Here is a 15,078-nt window from a genome sequence, read left to right on the forward strand (position 1 = left end):
AGTTTCCATGGAAGAACTGATCGCACGCATCACCTCGAATGTCGGCATCGATGCCGCGACGGCAGAAAAGTCTGTCGGCATGATCCTCGCATTCCTTCAGAAGGAAGGCCCGGCGGATCAGGTTCAGCAGCTTCTGGCCGCTATTCCGGGTGCGGAAGAAGCCGTTGCGCAGGTCAAGGGCGGCGGCTTTCTGTCCAACCTGATGGGTGGCGTGATGGGCCTTGGCTCGCAGCTCATGGGCGCTGGTCTCGGCATGGGTGAAATTTCCGGCGTCGCCAAAGAAACCATCCGCTTCGCCAAGGAAAAGGCCGGCGATGCACCGGTCGATGCGGTGATCGGCTCGATCCCGGGTCTCGGCCAGTTCGTCTGAGAACGAACACTCTGTAATGAAAAAACCCCGGCAATGCCGGGGTTTTTGTTTATGCCTCTTTGTTTATCGTTCTCGCCCCCACATGGCGGGCGCGTCCTGACAGCCAGCCATTAATACTGGCCCCGATCCACAGAATCACAAAGAAAAGGCCGCTTGCGGCAAAGCTTCCCGTCGCGCTGTGAATCATGCCGACGACCAGCGGCCCGATGGCCGCGAGAATGTAGCCGACGCATTGCGCCATGCCGGACAGATGCGCCGCCGTATGCGAATCCGGCGAGCGCAGCACGATCACCATCATTGCAGCGGCAATCAATCCGCCCTGCCCGATGCCCTGAATGATTGCCAGTATCCAGAAGCTCCATTGCGGCAGATAGAGAAAGCCGATCAGCGCAAGCGATGCACAGGCGCAGAGAAAGACATTGATAAAGCTCTGGCTTTTCTGACGCACCGCAATGGACGGGATCAGCAGGCATGTCACGACCTGCGCCATGATCGAAAACGACACCAGACCGCCCGCCGCAGCCGGGCTCATACCCCGCTCGCGCAGGATCGGCGCCAGCCAGCCGAACACGATATAGGCCGTCGACGATTGCAGCCCCATGAAAAGCGTCACCTGCCAGGCAAGCGGATCTTTCCAAAGGCCCACGACGCGGAAGCCCGAATGCGCGACATTGTGCTTGCTGCGCAGCGCCTGCGGCAGCCACAACACCAGAACCAGCGCCGCCGGAATGGCCCAGAACGCCAGAGCGAGATTCCACGAGCCGCCAAGCATGTTCTTGATCGGGATCGTGAAGCCCGCCGCCGAAGCTGCACCACCGCAAAGCGCCATGGTGTAAAGACCGGTCATGATCGCGGCGGTCTTCGGAAAATCGCGCTTCACCACCCCTGGCAGCAGCACATTGCCCATGGCAATCGCCGCCCCGGCGAGTGTTGCGCCCATATAGAGCGACCAGAAAGACCCGACACCACGCAGCGCCGTGCCGATGGTCAGCACAACCAGCACGGCCAGCAGCACACGCTCGGCGCCGAAACGCTGGGCGAGACGCGGCGCGAAAGGCGCGAACGCGCCAAGGCAGACAACCGGCAAAGTCGTCAGCACGCCCGCGGCCAGCGACGACATGCCGGTTCCATCGATGATTTCCGGCAAAAGCACCGAAACACTGGAGAAAACCGGCCGCAAATTGGCGGCAATCAGCACCAGGCTCAGCCCCAGCAGGATGCGTGAAGCCTTGCTCGGCATTTGCGGCGCAGAGGGCGGCGGAACGCTGTCCGCTTCAGCATCAACAAGCTGTTCCGGCTGCGATGGCATGGTGTACTCCACCCGTGCTGCGGGAGGCACGGCATTGATGCGGCTCATGATGCGAGCAACCTTTCCAGTTCTTCAATCAGCGGCGCCATAAAACGACGAACCGTCGCGCTGGCCTTGTCCGGGTCGCCGGTCGCGATGGCATCAACGATCTGGCGATGCGCCTCATAATCCGGTTCCGGCAGTTCGCCATCCAGCGTGGCTTCAATCGATTCGCGGATCGATGCGGAAAAGAAGCCATAAACTTCGATCAGCGCATCGTTGCCGGAAGCTGCGGCGATGGCTTCATGGAATGCAAAATCGCGCTCAACGAACGTCGCCCGGTCGGTCTCCTCGCGCAGACCGCGTGAAGCCAGCATAGATTCCAGATGCGCAATCGTCTGCGGCGTTATGCGTTGCGCGGCCAGGCGCGCAGCCTCCACTTCCAGCGCCGCACGCATTTCAAGCCGGTCGCGCAAGCTTGTATGGCGTATGCGGTTCAGACTCCGCGCCGTGTCGGCCTTAGAACGAACATAGGTGCCCGAGCCCTGACGTGTCTCCAGCATGCCCTGTGCCACAAGCGCCCGGACGGCCTCGCGCACCGTGCCACGACTGACACCAAGCCGCGCCGAAAGCTGGGCTTCATTCGGCAGTTGCTCGCCCACAGCCCAGCGCCCCGACGTGATTTCGGAACGAATGGATTGCGTCGCCGCTTCCGTCAGGCTTTTGCGTGAAACCGTCTTCATAGAGCTTGCCAAATTCATCGGATGACTTGATGAATTAGCGGAGCGCGCTAAACCTGTCAACAGGCGCGATTATCTTGTCACAGTCCGGGCTAATCCCGCACTTGCGTGCGCCCAAATATTTTCATTTGGCTTCAAAATGCTCTAACAATTTTCGCGCAGATTGTATTTTCATTCGCAGCCAGCAGGTGCCAGCATGATCACGCTCTACAGCCTTTCCGGAGATCACCTTGAGAAAACGGAAGTCGAACCGGGCACACCATTACCGGACAGCGTGATCTGGATCGATCTTTCCACACCCGGCGTCAATGAAGATCATATTGTCGAGGCGTGGACCGGCATTGCCATCCCCACCCGCGAAGACATGACCGAGATCGAGGAATCGAGCCGCTTTTACATGGAAAACGGCGCACAATATCTCACCGTGCCCATCCTCCATGCCGTCGATCTCGATCATCGCGAACTCGCGCCGGTGACCTTCATATTGCACGGCTCGCGCCTGATTACCGTGCGCTATGCCGACCCCAAATCCTTCACCACCTATATTCTGCGCTCCACCAAGCCGGGTAACGGGCTGATTTCCGCCAAATGCACCGGGCTTTCGATCATGCTCGGCATCACCGAAGCCACCACCAATCGCCTGGCGGATATTCTGGAAGGTGTGGCGGGCAAGATTGACGCCGCTTCGCACTCCATCTATCGCCGCCAGCCGAAGGCGCGACCAATGACGACGCAGGATTTCCGGCACATATTGACCCAGATCGGCGGTCAGGGAACCTTTCTGTCGCGCATGCGTGAAAGTCTTGCAGGCATAAGCCGCATGCTGGTCTATCTTTCAGCAACCAGCAATCCGGCGACGGGAAAAAGGAAACCCGCTCCTGGATCAAGTCCCTGGAACGCGACATGCAATCGCTGACTGCCTATGTGGATTTTCTGTCCAACAAAGTCACCTTCCTGCTCGACACCATCGTCGGACTAATTTCGGTTGAGCAGAATGCCATCATCAAGATATTCTCCGTCGCCGCCGTGGGCTTCATGCCGCCAACGCTGGTCGCGTCCATCTACGGCATGAACTTTTCCTTCATGCCGGAACTAACATCGCCCTGGGGCTATCCGATGGCGCTCGGATTGATGGTCGCCTCGGCCCTGCTGCCGCTCTATTATTTCCGCCGCAAAGGCTGGCTCTGAGCCCTCTTCTCGACAAGAGTGCAAATATGTTATATCATCGGTTATAACATAGGAGAAAAGCCATGAACGTCACTTTGCGCAAGATCGGCAATTCCGAAGGCGTGATCCTGCCCAAGGAAGTGCTCGAACGGCTAAATTTGAAAACCGGCGACAAGCTGCAACTCGTCGAGACGCAGAGCGGTCTTTCGCTGGAACCCGTAGACGACAGTTTCGAGCAGCAGATGGAAGCGGCTCGCAGAGTCATGGACAAATATAAGGTCGCCTTGCAGAAGCTCGCCGAATGAGCTGGCATTTTCTGTCACGTCGCGTTGTTGAAGCCATCCATGTCGAGCAGTTGCAGCGGCATGGAGGCGCGCAGGGGCTGCGCGATGAAAACGCGCTCGAATCCGCGCTGGGGTGGGCGCAGAACAAAGTTGTCTACGGCGATCCCGATCATGCCGACATCGCTGCGGCCTATGTCTTCGGACTGGGTCGCAACCATGCTTTCGTGGATGGCAACAAGCGCACGGCAATTGTTACCGCGGTCACCTTTCTGGCGATCAACGGTTATATGCTCACCGCCGATGACGGTCTGCTCTACAGTTTTACAATGGGTATAGCATCCGGTGAAATCGACGAAAATGGTGCTGCCGCCTTCTTCCGCGATCACAGCGTGGTGGTGGAAGACTAAATTTGAGCCTTGATCGACACGATTTCCCAATCCTTGCCGTTGATCTTCAGCACATCGCCAGCAGGCTTACCGAACAGCATGATGGCGACCGGCGCGACATGCGAGATCTTTCCGCTTGACGGATCGGCCTCATCTTCGCCCACGATGGTCCATGTCCGGCTGTTGCCATCGTCCAGATTTTCCAGCTCCACGGTCATGCCGAACCGCACCACATCGCTGTCGGTATCCGGCACGGACAATTCCGCCGTTTCGCGCCGCACCGTCCAATAGCGCAGGTCACGCGATATGCGCGCGATGGCCGAGCGTTCACCGGCGACATTGGCTTCTGCAAGTTCACGCTGGAGACGCGCAATCTCGTCATCCATCATCTTCAGGCCGGTCGGCGTGACAAGATTGCGATGCGGACTGATCGGACGCTCGCCGAGATCGGTCGGCGCATCATCCTGTTCTTTTGTAAAAGCTCTGCTCATTTCATGAATGTAGGCGGCGCGTAACGCCCCGGCAAGCCTTCTCCCCGCTCGGTCCGCGCCATCCAAACCAAGGCACAGTTTTTATTGATTGATGAGTCAATCAAAGATAAAATAGCTCAACAGGTCTGAAAATCGGACAAGGATTGAGACGATGCCGAAGATCGGGATGGAACCCCTGCGGCGGCGTGAACTGATCGACGCTGCCATACGCACCATCGGACAACGCGGTTCGCTGGATGTGACCGTTGCGCAGATCGCCCATGAAGCGGGCGTCTCGCCTGCGCTCGCGCATCATTATTTCGGCGGTAAGGACAAGCTCATCCTCGCCACGATGCGCCATTTGCTGCGCGAACTGGGCCGCGATCTCAATGAGGCTGTGAAGCTGACGGAAACGCCGCGCGAACGCATTGCAGCCATCATCGCCGTCAATTTTTCCGCTGCGCAGTTCACGCAGGAAACCATCGCCGCCTGGTTGACATTCTATGTGCACGCCCAGCAGTCGGAAGACACGCGGCGACTTTTGCGCATTTATGCGCGCCGCCTGCATTCCAATCTGGTCTTCGCGCTGGAGCAACTCACGGGCCGCGAGCGGGCGCAACGCATTGCTGAAGGTGCGGGCGCGATGATCGACGGGCTTTACATTCGTCATGCGCTCGGTGCCGACGCGCCCGACGCCCAATCCGCCATTGCATTGGTGGAAGATTATATTGCAGTTCAGCTGTCGGTGGGAACATGAGCATGGAAGCGGATTTCGTCATCATCGGCTCCGGCTCCGCCGGTTCGGCCATGGCCTATCGCCTGTCGGAAGACGGGCGCTATTCGGTAATCGTTATTGAATATGGCGTCCCGGATGTCGGGCCTCTGATCCAGATGCCCGCCGCCCTCTCCTTTCCGATGAATATGGAAACCTATGACTGGGGTTTTTCCACCGAGCCGGAACCGCATATTGGCGGGCGCAGCCTTGTCACGCCGCGCGGCAAGGTGCTGGGCGGTTCGTCCTCGATCAACGGTATGGTGTATGTGCGCGGCCATGCCCGCGATTACGACTTCTGGTCGGAAAGCGGCGCGCAGGGCTGGGCCTATGCCGATGTGCTCCCCTATTTCAAGCGCATGGAAAACGCGCATGGTGGGCAAGAAGGCTGGCGCGGAACCGACGGGCCGTTGCATGTCCAACGCGGTAAGCGCGACAATCCGTTGTTTCATGCCTTTGTCGAAGCGGGCCATCAGGCCGGGTTTGAAGTGACGGAAGATTATAACGGCCAGAAGCAGGAAGGCTTCGGACCCATGGAGCAGACGATCTATAATGGTCGTCGCTGGTCTGCGGCCAATGCCTATCTGAAACCGGCGCTGAAGCGCCCGAATGTCAAGCTGGTCAAGGGGCTTGCGCGCAAGATCGTGCTTGAAGGCAAGCGCGCCGTTGGCGTGGAGATCGAGGCGGGACGCAGTTTCTCGACCATCCACGTGCGGCGCGAGGTGATCATCGCCGCTTCCTCCATCAACTCGCCGAAGCTTTTGATGTTGTCCGGCATCGGTCCGGCGGCGCATCTGAAAGAACACGGCATCGAGGTAGTAGCGGACCGCCCCGGCGTCGGGCAGAACCTGCAAGACCATCTGGAAGTCTATATCCAGCAGGAATGCACCCAACCCATCACGCTTTATTCCAAGCTGAACCTGTTCTCTAAAGCGAAGATCGGAGCCGAATGGCTGTTCTTCAAAACCGGCGACGGCGCGACCAACCATTTTGAATCCGCCGCCTTCGTGCGCTCCAAAGCGGGCGTGGAATATCCTGATATTCAGTATCACTTCCTGCCGGTGGCGATCCGCTATGACGGCAAGGCCGCAGCGCAATCGCACGGTTTCCAGGCCCATGTCGGGCCCATGCGCTCCAAGTCGCGTGGCAGCGTGACGTTGCGTTCCGCCAACCCGCGTGAAAAGCCTGTCATCCAATTCAATTATATGTCGCATGAAGACGACTGGGCCGATTTCCGCCACTGCGTGCGACTGACCCGCGAGATTTTCGGGCAAGCGGCCTTCGACCCCTATCGCGGTGCGGAAATCCAGCCCGGCGCGCAAGTGCAGACCGATGATGAAATCGACAATTTCATCCGCGAGCATGTCGAAAGTGCATTCCACCCGTGCGGCACGGTCAAGATGGGCGCGGTTGACGATCCGTTTGCGGTGGTCGATCCTGAATGCCGCGTGATCGGCGTTGAAGGTTTGCGCGTGGCGGATTCATCCATCTTCCCGCGCATCACCAATGGCAATCTCAACGGGCCATCGATCATGGTCGGCGAAAAAGCGTCCGATCATATCCTTGGCCGCACACCGCTGGCACGCTCCAATCAGGAGCCGTGGATCAATCCGCGCTGGCAGGTGTCGGACCGCTAGTTAGGGGAGTAAGGGAATAGGGGAATAAGGGAGTATGTTGTTCGCAGCCAAAACATACTCCCTTATTCCCCTACTGCCCTATTCCCTTCTTTTCGAAGGAACACACCATGAAAGCACAACCCAAGGCCTCGCACTTCATCGGCGGGTCATACGTGGAAGACAAAAACGGCAAGCCGCTTCCCGTGATTTATCCGGCGACCGGCGAACAGATCGCCAAGCTTTATTCCGCCACGCCAAGCGTGATCGAAAGCGCCTATGCGGCGGCGATGAAGGCGCAGGAAGCATGGGCGGCGTTGAAGCCCGTCGAACGCGGTCGCATCTTGCGGCGGACGGCGGAAATTCTGCGCGAGAAGAACAAGAAGCTCTCTAAGCTCGAAACGCTCGATACCGGCAAAGCGCTTCAAGAAACGCTGGTTGCGGATGCGGCCTCGGCTGCCGATGCGCTGGAGTTTTTCGGCGGCATTATTTCCGGCTTCAACGGTGAATTCGTGGAACTCGGCGGTTCCTTCGCTTATACGCGGCGCGAAGCGCTGGGCATTTGCGTCGGTATCGGCGCGTGGAACTATCCGATCCAGATCGCCGCGTGGAAATCCGCTCCCGCACTCGCCATGGGCAACGCCTTCATCTTCAAACCATCGGAAAACACGCCCCTCTCGGCCCTTGCTTTGGCGGAAGCCTATCAGGAAGCTGGGCTGCCCGATGGCCTCTTCAATGTCGTTCAGGGCTACGGCGATGTGGGCGCGGCGCTCGTCAATCATCGCCAGACGGCCAAGGTCTCGTTGACCGGCTCGGTTCCGACCGGCAAACGCATCATGGCGCAGGCAGGCGAACATCTGAAACACGTCACGATGGAACTAGGCGGAAAGTCGCCCCTGATCGTGTTCGACGATGCCGATCTCGAAAGCGCCATCGGCGGTGCGATGCTGGGCAATTTCTACTCGACCGGACAGGTCTGTTCCAACGGCACCCGCGTCTTCGTGCATAAGAAGGTTCGCGAACGTTTTGTCGAGCGGCTGGTCGAGCGCACGCGCAAGATTCGCATCGGCGACCCGCTGGATGAAGCCACCCAGATGGGGCCGCTCGTCAACAGCGCCCAGCGCGACAAGGTTCTCTCCTATATCGAAAAAGGCAAAGCCGAAGGCGCAACGCTTGCCTGCGGCGGCGGCATTCCCAAGCTACAGGGCTTCGATAAGGGTTACTTCATCGAACCGACCGTCTTTACCGACGTGACCGACACCATGACCATCGCGCGCGAAGAAATCTTCGGACCGGTCATGAGCGTTCTGGAATTTTCGGACGAAGATGAAGTCATCGCACGGGCTAACGATACCGAATTCGGTCTGGCGGCGGGTGTTTTCACCGCCGATATCGCGCGCGGTCACCGCGTGATCGGCCAGATCAAGGCAGGCACCTGCTGGATCAACGCCTATAACCTGACGCCCGTGGAAGTGCCGTTCGGCGGTTACAAGCAGTCCGGTATCGGGCGCGAAAACGGCGTTGCAGCCCTTGCCCATTACAGCCAGATCAAGACCGTCTATGTCGAGATGGGCAACGTCGACAGCCCTTATTGAGCATTCAGGTAACGTGCGCGGCGGCATACCCGCCGCGCAAATCGATAAAATCAGATCAGGCCACGCGATGCGAGATTACGCATCAGATGCGACGAGCCGAACCGCCACGGGCTGCATTCCGTCGACAGGCGCACGGTGTTGGTCAGCGCACCAAGCTGCGGATTGGAGATGGTCACCACATCGCCGATCTTGTGAGTAAAGCCCTGCCCCGGCGTGTCGCGGTCTTCGACCGGCGCAAACAGTGTTCCCATGAACAGCACGAATCCATCCGGATACTGATGGTGCTTGCCGATGGTCTGGGCAACCAGATCCAGCGGATCACGGCTGATTTCCTTCATGGTGCTGCGGCCATTGAGAACATAGCCATCCGGTCCTTCGACCTTCAGCGCCAATTCCGCCGAGCGCACATCTTCCATCGAATAGGTTTCGTCAAACAGGCGGATGAACGGACCCACCGCGCAAGATGCATTGTTGTCCTTGGCCTTGCCGAGCAGCAATGCCGAGCGGCCTTCAACATCACGCAGGTTCACGTCGTTGCCAAGCGTCGCGCCTTTGACCTGACCCTGGCTGTTGACCGCAAGTACCACTTCCGGCTCCGGGTTGTTCCAGGTCGAAATCGGGTGCAGGCCCACTTCTGCACCATGGCCGACAGCCGACATCGGCTGGCTCTTGGTGAAGACTTCCGCATCGGGACCAATACCGACTTCAAGATATTGCGACCAGACGCCCTCTTCGATCAGTGCTGCCTTGACGCGGGCCGCTTCTTCCGAGCCTGCCTTGAGGTTGCGCAGGCTGTCGCCGATGATTGCGCCGACGCGCTCACGGATTTTCAGCGCCAGGTCGGGATTGCCAGCCGCACGTTCCTCGATCACGCGCTCGACCATGGAGCGAGCGAAGGTGACGCCGCAAGCCTTGATCGATTGCAGATCGTTCGGCGCCAGAAGGTGAAGGGTATTTTCATCGCCGGGCTTGCCCGCAAACAATGTCTCCAGCGTACCGACATCCTGTCCGGCGGTTGCACGCACATGAGCCAGCGCATCGTCCAGTTCGAGCAGGTCACGCATTGTCGGTGCAGTTTTGGTGGTAATGTCGATGACGCGCCCTGCGCGCAAAGTCACCAGAACCGGCCCTTTGGCCGTCGGGCTCCATGCGCGCCCGACAAAAGTTCCCGAAGCGAAAGTTTCATTGCTGCTCACGGTAGAATGCTCCTCACCGATGTTGTGCGCGGCGCTCCACACCGCATGCTTTCACTGAATCTAAACCGCACTATCACACCCGAAAAGCTTTACCGTTTTGGGTGATTGTCCACTAACAGTTCAGTCAGTGCTTAAGGCATAAGACAAGGAACATATTTGCGCAAAGCAAAAAACGCGGTGACGGTCATCAACCGCACCGCGTTTCTCAAATTCAGACTTGATTGATTACGACAGACGCGCCACGACCTCGGCCAGCGAAGCCTGCCAATGCGGCATGGACCAGCCAAATGTCGTCGTGAACTTCTCCGTTGAAAGGCGTGAATTGGCAGGGCGCGCCGCCTTGGTCGGATAAGCCGCAGTAGCAATATCCGTCACTTCGGCAGTCGGGCCGCCATGTTTTGCGCTTTCAACGAAAATCCCGCGCGCAAAACCGCTCCAGTTGATATCGCCCGTGCCTGCAAGATGGTAGACGCCGTAATCGGCGAAATCCTGTTTTGCCGCCAGATGATCCGCCACGCGGATAATCGCTTCGGCAATATCAAGCGCGGACGTCGGGTTGCCCCACTGGTCGGACACGACCGACAGGCCATCGCGGGTTTCTGCAAGGCGCAGCATCGTCTTGACGAAGTTCTTGCCGAACGGGCTGTAGACCCATGCCGTGCGCAAAATGATATGCTGCGGATTGGCCGCAGCAACCAGCCTTTCGCCTTCAAGCTTGGAACTGCCATAGACACTGCGGGGACCAGTCGGATCGGTCTCGACATAGGGCCTGTCGCTATTGCCCGCGAAAACATAATCCGTCGACAAATGAATAACCGGAGCGCCGCACGCTTTCGCCGACTCGGCAACGGCAGCAGCGCCAGCCGCATTCACCGCCAAGGCGATTTCCGGCTCGTCCTCGGCCTGATCGACAGCCGTATAGGCCGCGGCCGACACGACGACATCGGGCTTGGCATTGACAATCGCTTTGCGGATGGTTGCGGGGTCGGCCAGATCGAGTTCCGGTCTTCCCAACGCAATCACTTCGAGATCCGGGTGCTGAGCAGCCTTTTCCAGAAGGCTCTGAACGACCTGCCCTTCCCGCCCGGTGACGACCATCTTCATACGGCACCTGCTTTGGCCGCACCACCGCCCAGACGCTCACCGGCATAAGTGCCGCTGCGGATCGGCTCCCACCACCAGCCATTGTCGAGATACCACTGAATGGTCTTCTCAAGGCCGGTTTCGAAAGTTTCCTGCGGCGTCCATCCGAGGTCCCGCTCGATCTTCGAGGCGTCGATGGCGTAACGGCGGTCATGCCCGGGACGATCCGTCACGAAGGTGATCAGGTCGCGATATTTCTTGCCATTGGCACGTGGGCGCTTCTTGTCGAGAATGGCGCATATCGTTTCCACGACATTGAGGTTGGTGCGCTCTGAACGTCCGCCGATATTGTAGCTTTCGCCGATCTTGCCGGTCGTCGCGACCAAGGCCAGCGCGCGGGCATGGTCCTCGACATAAAGCCAGTCGCGCACATTCGCCCCTGCCCCATATACCGGCAGCGGCTTTTCATCGAGCGCATTGAGAATCACCAGCGGAATGAGCTTTTCCGGGAAATGGAACGGACCATAATTGTTCGAGCAGTTCGAGAGAACGACCGGCAATCCATAGGTCTCGTGCCATGCGCGCACCAGATGATCCGACGCAGCCTTCGAAGCCGAATAAGGCGACGACGGCTTATAGGGCGTTTCTTCCGTGAATATCCCGCTGTCGAACGGCAGATCGCCAAACACTTCATCGGTCGAGATATGGTGGAAGCGGAAGTTCGACTTGCGCGGTTCCGGCAGTTCACGCCAGTAAGCGAGAGCCGCATTAAGCAGACGGAATGTACCGATAATATTGGTTTCGATGAAAGCCGCCGGACCGTCGATGGAACGGTCCACATGGCTTTCAGCAGCCAGATGCATGACGATATCGACATCATTCGAACGCAACGTGTCCAGAATGAGATTGTCGTCGCAGATATCGGCCTGCAGGAAACTGTAATTCGGGTGGTTTTCGATCTGACGCAGCGAAGCGAGATTGCCCGCATAGGTCAGTTTGTCGAGATTGAGAACATTGACCTTCGGATCAGCGGCCAGATGACGGCATACCGCCGAACCGATGAAGCCTGCACCGCCAGTGACGAGAATATTCATATCATTCCTCAAGCAAAAACTTCTGCGTCGGCGAAAAGCGGCGCTTTCTGATCCTTGTCGGAAAGCTGGACGCCCGAAGAAGGAAGTGGCCATTCAATGCCGATAGCCGGATCATCAAAACGGATCGAGCGATCATGCTCCGGCGAATAATAATCCGTAACCTTGTAGATAACCTCGGTGTTCTCAACGAGCGTCATGAAACCATGGGCAAAGCCTTTAGGCACCAGAATCTGGTTCCACTTTTCGGCTGAAACTTCCAGCGCAACCCACCTCCCGAATGTCGGCGAGCTTTTGCGAATATCGACCGCAACATCGAGAATGGCGCCGCGAATCACACGGACGAGCTTGTCCTGCGCGCGCGTTGGCAATTGGTAATGCAGACCGCGAACCACGCCCTTCGCTGCCGAAAACGAGTGATTATCCTGTACGAAGGTCAGGTCGATACCAGAATCGGCAAATGATTTGGCATTATAGGTTTCCGAAAAGAAGCCGCGATCATCGCCGAATTTACGGGGGATGATTTCGAACACTCCATCAAGACCAAGCGAGCGGACTTCCATTATTGATTTCCCAGTTCGTTTACACGGCGGCGCAAATAGGCCGCATATTCGGTTTTACCCAGTTTTCCGGCACGTTCCAACACGGCATCGCCCGAAATCCAGCCCTTTTCCAGACCGATTTCCTCGGGGCAGGCAATCTTGATTCCCTGGCGCTTCTCGATGGTGCGCACAAACGACGATGCTTCGTGCAGGCTGTCATGCGTGCCGGTATCGAGCCAGGCATAGCCGCGTCCGAGTTGTTGCACATTCAATTCGCCGCGCTCGAGATAGATATTGTTGACCGTCGTGATCTCCAGCTCTCCGCGTTCGGACGGCTTGATCGAATGGGCGATATCGACAACCTGATTGTCGTAGAAATAGAGTCCGGTAACCGCCCAGTGCGACTTCGGCTTTGAAGGCTTCTCTTCAATCGACAGAGCCTTGCCCGTCGCCTTATCAAAATCAACAACGCCATAGCGCTCAGGATCGTCAACGTGATAGGCGAAGACCGTACCGCCCTTGGTCGCGGTTGCCGAAATCTCGCAGAGCTTGGACAGGCCGTCACCGAAATAGATGTTATCGCCGAGAATCATCGCGACGCTGTCATTGCCAATAAACTCGCGCCCGATGATGAAGGCTTCGGCCAAACCATTGGGATGCGGTTGCTCGGCATAGGAGAAGTTCACGCCAAACTCGCTGCCATCGCCCAAGAGCTTCTGGAATAGCGGCAAATCCTGTGGCGTCGAGATGATCAGGATATCCTGAATCCCCGCGAGCATGAGAACGCTCAGCGGATAATAGATCATTGGCTTGTCGTAGATCGGAAGGATTTGTTTGGAAACGGCTATTGTGAGAGGATAAAGCCGTGTGCCGCTTCCTCCAGCCAGGATAATGCCCTTCATGTAACTTCCCTTAACAACATTGGAATACTGGCTATTGCCCTAGCACTTTGACATCGGTATGGCGAATAAATATGTGAGAGGCTTGACTTTCATTTGACCAGAAGAACGAACCGATAAACGTGCTTAAAACTTGAAACTCTGTGAACGAATCGTTCTATTGATAAGCATCGAGAAGACCGGAAGGGATCAGTGTGAAGTTGAAATCGCCGCATAAGTCTATACCTGCATCATCTCAATAAATCACCGGTAAAATCGGCTTTTTTCATCCTTTACAAAAATAGTCTACCAAAAAAAGACCAACAACATTCAATTTTTAGCCTAAAATCTTCAAATTCATCTGGCGGAATTAAGTAATCCATGACATTCAGCATCCAGCCTACTGCTACCAAAAAATGGTTACTTACAATTTCCATTGTCACCTACCGCCCTGACCTGAATGAGCTGAAAAAAACCTTTTTCGCCTTAAGCGACGCTCTCGCTAACCTAGGCCTGCCATCAGTTGCAATCACTATCGTCGACAATTCAAGCGACGACTTGGTATCATCTGTTATCAATGCGTGTCTGCTTGAATGGCCAACGCGATTGATCCAGGGGCAAGGAAACGTTGGTTTTGGTCAAGGGCACAATCTGGCGTTAGCTGAGGTGGGAGAGTTTCACCTCGTTCTCAACCCTGATATCCAGATGGATCATCTGGCGTTACGCAACTCCATCGACTTCATGCGCAACAATCCTAACTGTGGGCTTTTGTCACCCCTGGCTCACTGGCCAGATGGCGAACGCCAATACCTCTGCAAGCGTTACCCCGCCATTTTGGATCTCGTCTTAAGAGGTTTTGCGCCAAGGAAAATCCAAACCTTTTTCGACGCAAGACTAGCGCACTATGAGATGCGTTCGGAAACGCAGAACAAAACATATTGGAATCCACTGATAATTAGCGGATGCTTCATGCTGTTTCGCGGAGAAGTGCTCGAGAAGACAAGAGGCTTCAACCCGAATTATTTTCTTTATTTTGAAGATTTCGATCTATCGATCAGATCAGGCGAAGTGACAGATATTGCGTATGTTCCAAGCGTTAAAGTGGTTCACACAGGCGGCCACGCGTCCCGGAAAGGACCTTGGCATATTTGGCAGTTTTTAAAGTCGAGTTTGAGATTCTATATGCGTCATGGATTTCACTTTTTTTTGACGTTGTAATGGTTATTCCCCCGTTTTTAAGGGGGCTCGGCGGTAGAATTCACGCTGCCATTTTCAGTTTCTGTGCGGGTGTAATGCCACCGATGCCCATGTTGGGCCGTTCATTGTTGTAGGTCCATAGCCACTGCGTGGCAAACTCTTGTGCCTCCTCAATGCTTTCGATGATGTGCTGGTCGAGCCATTCGTGCCGGACCGTGCGGTTATAGATTACCTAATCACTCAACCTTTCAGCCCGTAACAGTCTCTACAGCAGAGAAAATCGAAGCAGATACCTGACAGAAAAAATAAAAGTTATCCCCGGTGATGCTCAAACACCGCGCGTACGCTGACGACTAGCGAGCGCGGCTAAGATCAAAGGATCCGTTTTTCATGCTAAGCGCCTAGC

At 56.7% G+C, this 15,078-nt stretch carries 15 protein-coding genes and 2 pseudogenes; 8 read left to right on the forward strand and 9 right to left on the reverse strand.

Annotated features, from left to right (window positions below; genetic code table 11):
- Nucleotides 1–7 precede the first annotated feature (7 nt).
- Entirely contained in the window at nt 8–370 is a 363-nt protein-coding gene (locus QLQ11_RS05360; protein ID WP_109368576.1) for a hypothetical protein, read from the forward strand.
- 49 nt (nt 371–419) lie between these two features.
- Here the strand turns inward: QLQ11_RS05360 and QLQ11_RS05365 are convergent, their stop codons facing one another.
- Both QLQ11_RS05365 and QLQ11_RS05370 read right to left on the reverse strand, forming a co-directional pair.
- Entirely contained in the window at nt 420–1,679 is a 1,260-nt protein-coding gene (locus QLQ11_RS05365) for a CynX/NimT family MFS transporter (protein ID WP_371835946.1), read from the reverse strand.
- Between the two features lie 44 nt (nt 1,680–1,723).
- Nucleotides 1,724–2,401 (reverse strand): FadR/GntR family transcriptional regulator, encoded by a 678-nt coding sequence (locus tag QLQ11_RS05370; protein WP_109368574.1) that lies wholly within the window; start codon nt 2,399–2,401, stop codon nt 1,724–1,726.
- Nucleotides 2,402–2,594: 193 nt separating this feature from the next.
- Here QLQ11_RS05370 and QLQ11_RS05375 point away from each other — a divergent pair.
- The 3 genes and pseudogenes from QLQ11_RS05375 (at nt 2,595) to QLQ11_RS05385 (ending at nt 4,256) form a co-directional block, all read left to right on the forward strand.
- A pseudogene (locus QLQ11_RS05375) lies at nt 2,595–3,586 on the forward strand (magnesium transporter CorA family protein).
- 62 nt (nt 3,587–3,648) lie between these two features.
- Nucleotides 3,649–3,870 (forward strand): AbrB/MazE/SpoVT family DNA-binding domain-containing protein, encoded by a 222-nt coding sequence (locus QLQ11_RS05380; RefSeq protein ID WP_109368573.1) that lies wholly within the window; start codon nt 3,649–3,651, stop codon nt 3,868–3,870.
- Nucleotides 3,867–4,256 (forward strand): type II toxin-antitoxin system death-on-curing family toxin, encoded by a 390-nt coding sequence (locus tag QLQ11_RS05385; RefSeq protein ID WP_121535450.1) that lies wholly within the window; start codon nt 3,867–3,869, stop codon nt 4,254–4,256. Before QLQ11_RS05380 ends, QLQ11_RS05385 begins: the two co-directional genes overlap by 4 nt.
- Here QLQ11_RS05385 and QLQ11_RS05390 read toward each other — a convergent pair.
- A complete protein-coding gene (locus QLQ11_RS05390; RefSeq protein ID WP_121535447.1) occupies nt 4,253–4,726 on the reverse strand; it encodes a GreA/GreB family elongation factor in 474 nt (157 codons plus the stop codon). The genes QLQ11_RS05385 and QLQ11_RS05390 overlap by 4 nt on opposite strands.
- Nucleotides 4,727–4,877: 151 nt before the next feature.
- On the opposite strand from QLQ11_RS05390, the gene betI reads away from it, so the two are divergent.
- The 3 genes from betI (at nt 4,878) to betB (ending at nt 8,685) form a co-directional block, all read left to right on the forward strand.
- Nucleotides 4,878–5,462 carry a transcriptional regulator BetI gene (gene betI / locus QLQ11_RS05395; protein WP_121535444.1) on the forward strand — a complete coding sequence of 195 codons (585 nt, stop codon included), beginning with the start codon at nt 4,878–4,880 and terminating at the stop codon, nt 5,460–5,462.
- A 2-nt stretch (nt 5,463–5,464) separates the two neighbouring features.
- On the forward strand, nt 5,465–7,114 hold the full coding sequence (betA, locus tag QLQ11_RS05400; protein ID WP_283736098.1) for a choline dehydrogenase: 1,650 nt from the start codon (nt 5,465–5,467) through the stop codon (nt 7,112–7,114).
- A 107-nt stretch (nt 7,115–7,221) separates the two neighbouring features.
- Nucleotides 7,222–8,685 (forward strand): betaine-aldehyde dehydrogenase, encoded by a 1,464-nt coding sequence (gene betB / locus QLQ11_RS05405; protein WP_121535438.1) that lies wholly within the window; start codon nt 7,222–7,224, stop codon nt 8,683–8,685.
- A gap of 50 nt (nt 8,686–8,735) precedes the next feature.
- Here the strand turns inward: betB and QLQ11_RS05410 are convergent, their stop codons facing one another.
- The 5 genes from QLQ11_RS05410 to rfbA all read right to left on the reverse strand — a co-directional run bounded on the left by QLQ11_RS05410 (nt 8,736) and on the right by rfbA (nt 13,499).
- Nucleotides 8,736–9,881, reverse strand: coding sequence for a fumarylacetoacetate hydrolase family protein (locus QLQ11_RS05410; protein WP_283736097.1), 1,146 nt, complete (start codon nt 9,879–9,881; stop codon nt 8,736–8,738).
- A 225-nt stretch (nt 9,882–10,106) separates the two neighbouring features.
- On the reverse strand, nt 10,107–10,985 hold the full coding sequence (rfbD, locus tag QLQ11_RS05415; RefSeq protein ID WP_283736096.1) for a dTDP-4-dehydrorhamnose reductase: 879 nt from the start codon (nt 10,983–10,985) through the stop codon (nt 10,107–10,109).
- Nucleotides 10,982–12,058 carry a dTDP-glucose 4,6-dehydratase gene (gene rfbB / locus QLQ11_RS05420; RefSeq protein WP_283736095.1) on the reverse strand — a complete coding sequence of 359 codons (1,077 nt, stop codon included), beginning with the start codon at nt 12,056–12,058 and terminating at the stop codon, nt 10,982–10,984. Before rfbB ends, rfbD begins: the two co-directional genes overlap by 4 nt.
- 8 nt (nt 12,059–12,066) lie before the next feature.
- Complete coding sequence (gene rfbC, locus QLQ11_RS05425) at nt 12,067–12,618, reverse strand: dTDP-4-dehydrorhamnose 3,5-epimerase (RefSeq protein ID WP_283736094.1); 552 nt, start codon at nt 12,616–12,618, stop codon at nt 12,067–12,069.
- A complete protein-coding gene (gene rfbA, locus QLQ11_RS05430) occupies nt 12,618–13,499 on the reverse strand; it encodes a glucose-1-phosphate thymidylyltransferase RfbA (RefSeq protein WP_283736093.1) in 882 nt (293 codons plus the stop codon). Before rfbA ends, rfbC begins: the two co-directional genes overlap by 1 nt.
- A 357-nt stretch (nt 13,500–13,856) precedes the next feature.
- Between rfbA and QLQ11_RS05435 the strand changes: the two genes are divergently transcribed.
- Nucleotides 13,857–14,693 (forward strand): glycosyltransferase family 2 protein, encoded by an 837-nt coding sequence (locus tag QLQ11_RS05435; RefSeq protein ID WP_283736092.1) that lies wholly within the window; start codon nt 13,857–13,859, stop codon nt 14,691–14,693.
- Between the two features lie 40 nt (nt 14,694–14,733).
- Here the strand turns inward: QLQ11_RS05435 and QLQ11_RS05440 are convergent.
- Nucleotides 14,734–14,898: pseudogene (locus QLQ11_RS05440) on the reverse strand (integrase core domain-containing protein); the annotation flags it as partial.
- Nucleotides 14,899–15,078 lie beyond the last annotated feature (180 nt).

Source organism: Ochrobactrum sp. SSR (assembly GCF_030067775.1).
Taxonomy (GTDB): domain Bacteria; phylum Pseudomonadota; class Alphaproteobacteria; order Rhizobiales; family Rhizobiaceae; genus Brucella; species Brucella teleogrylli.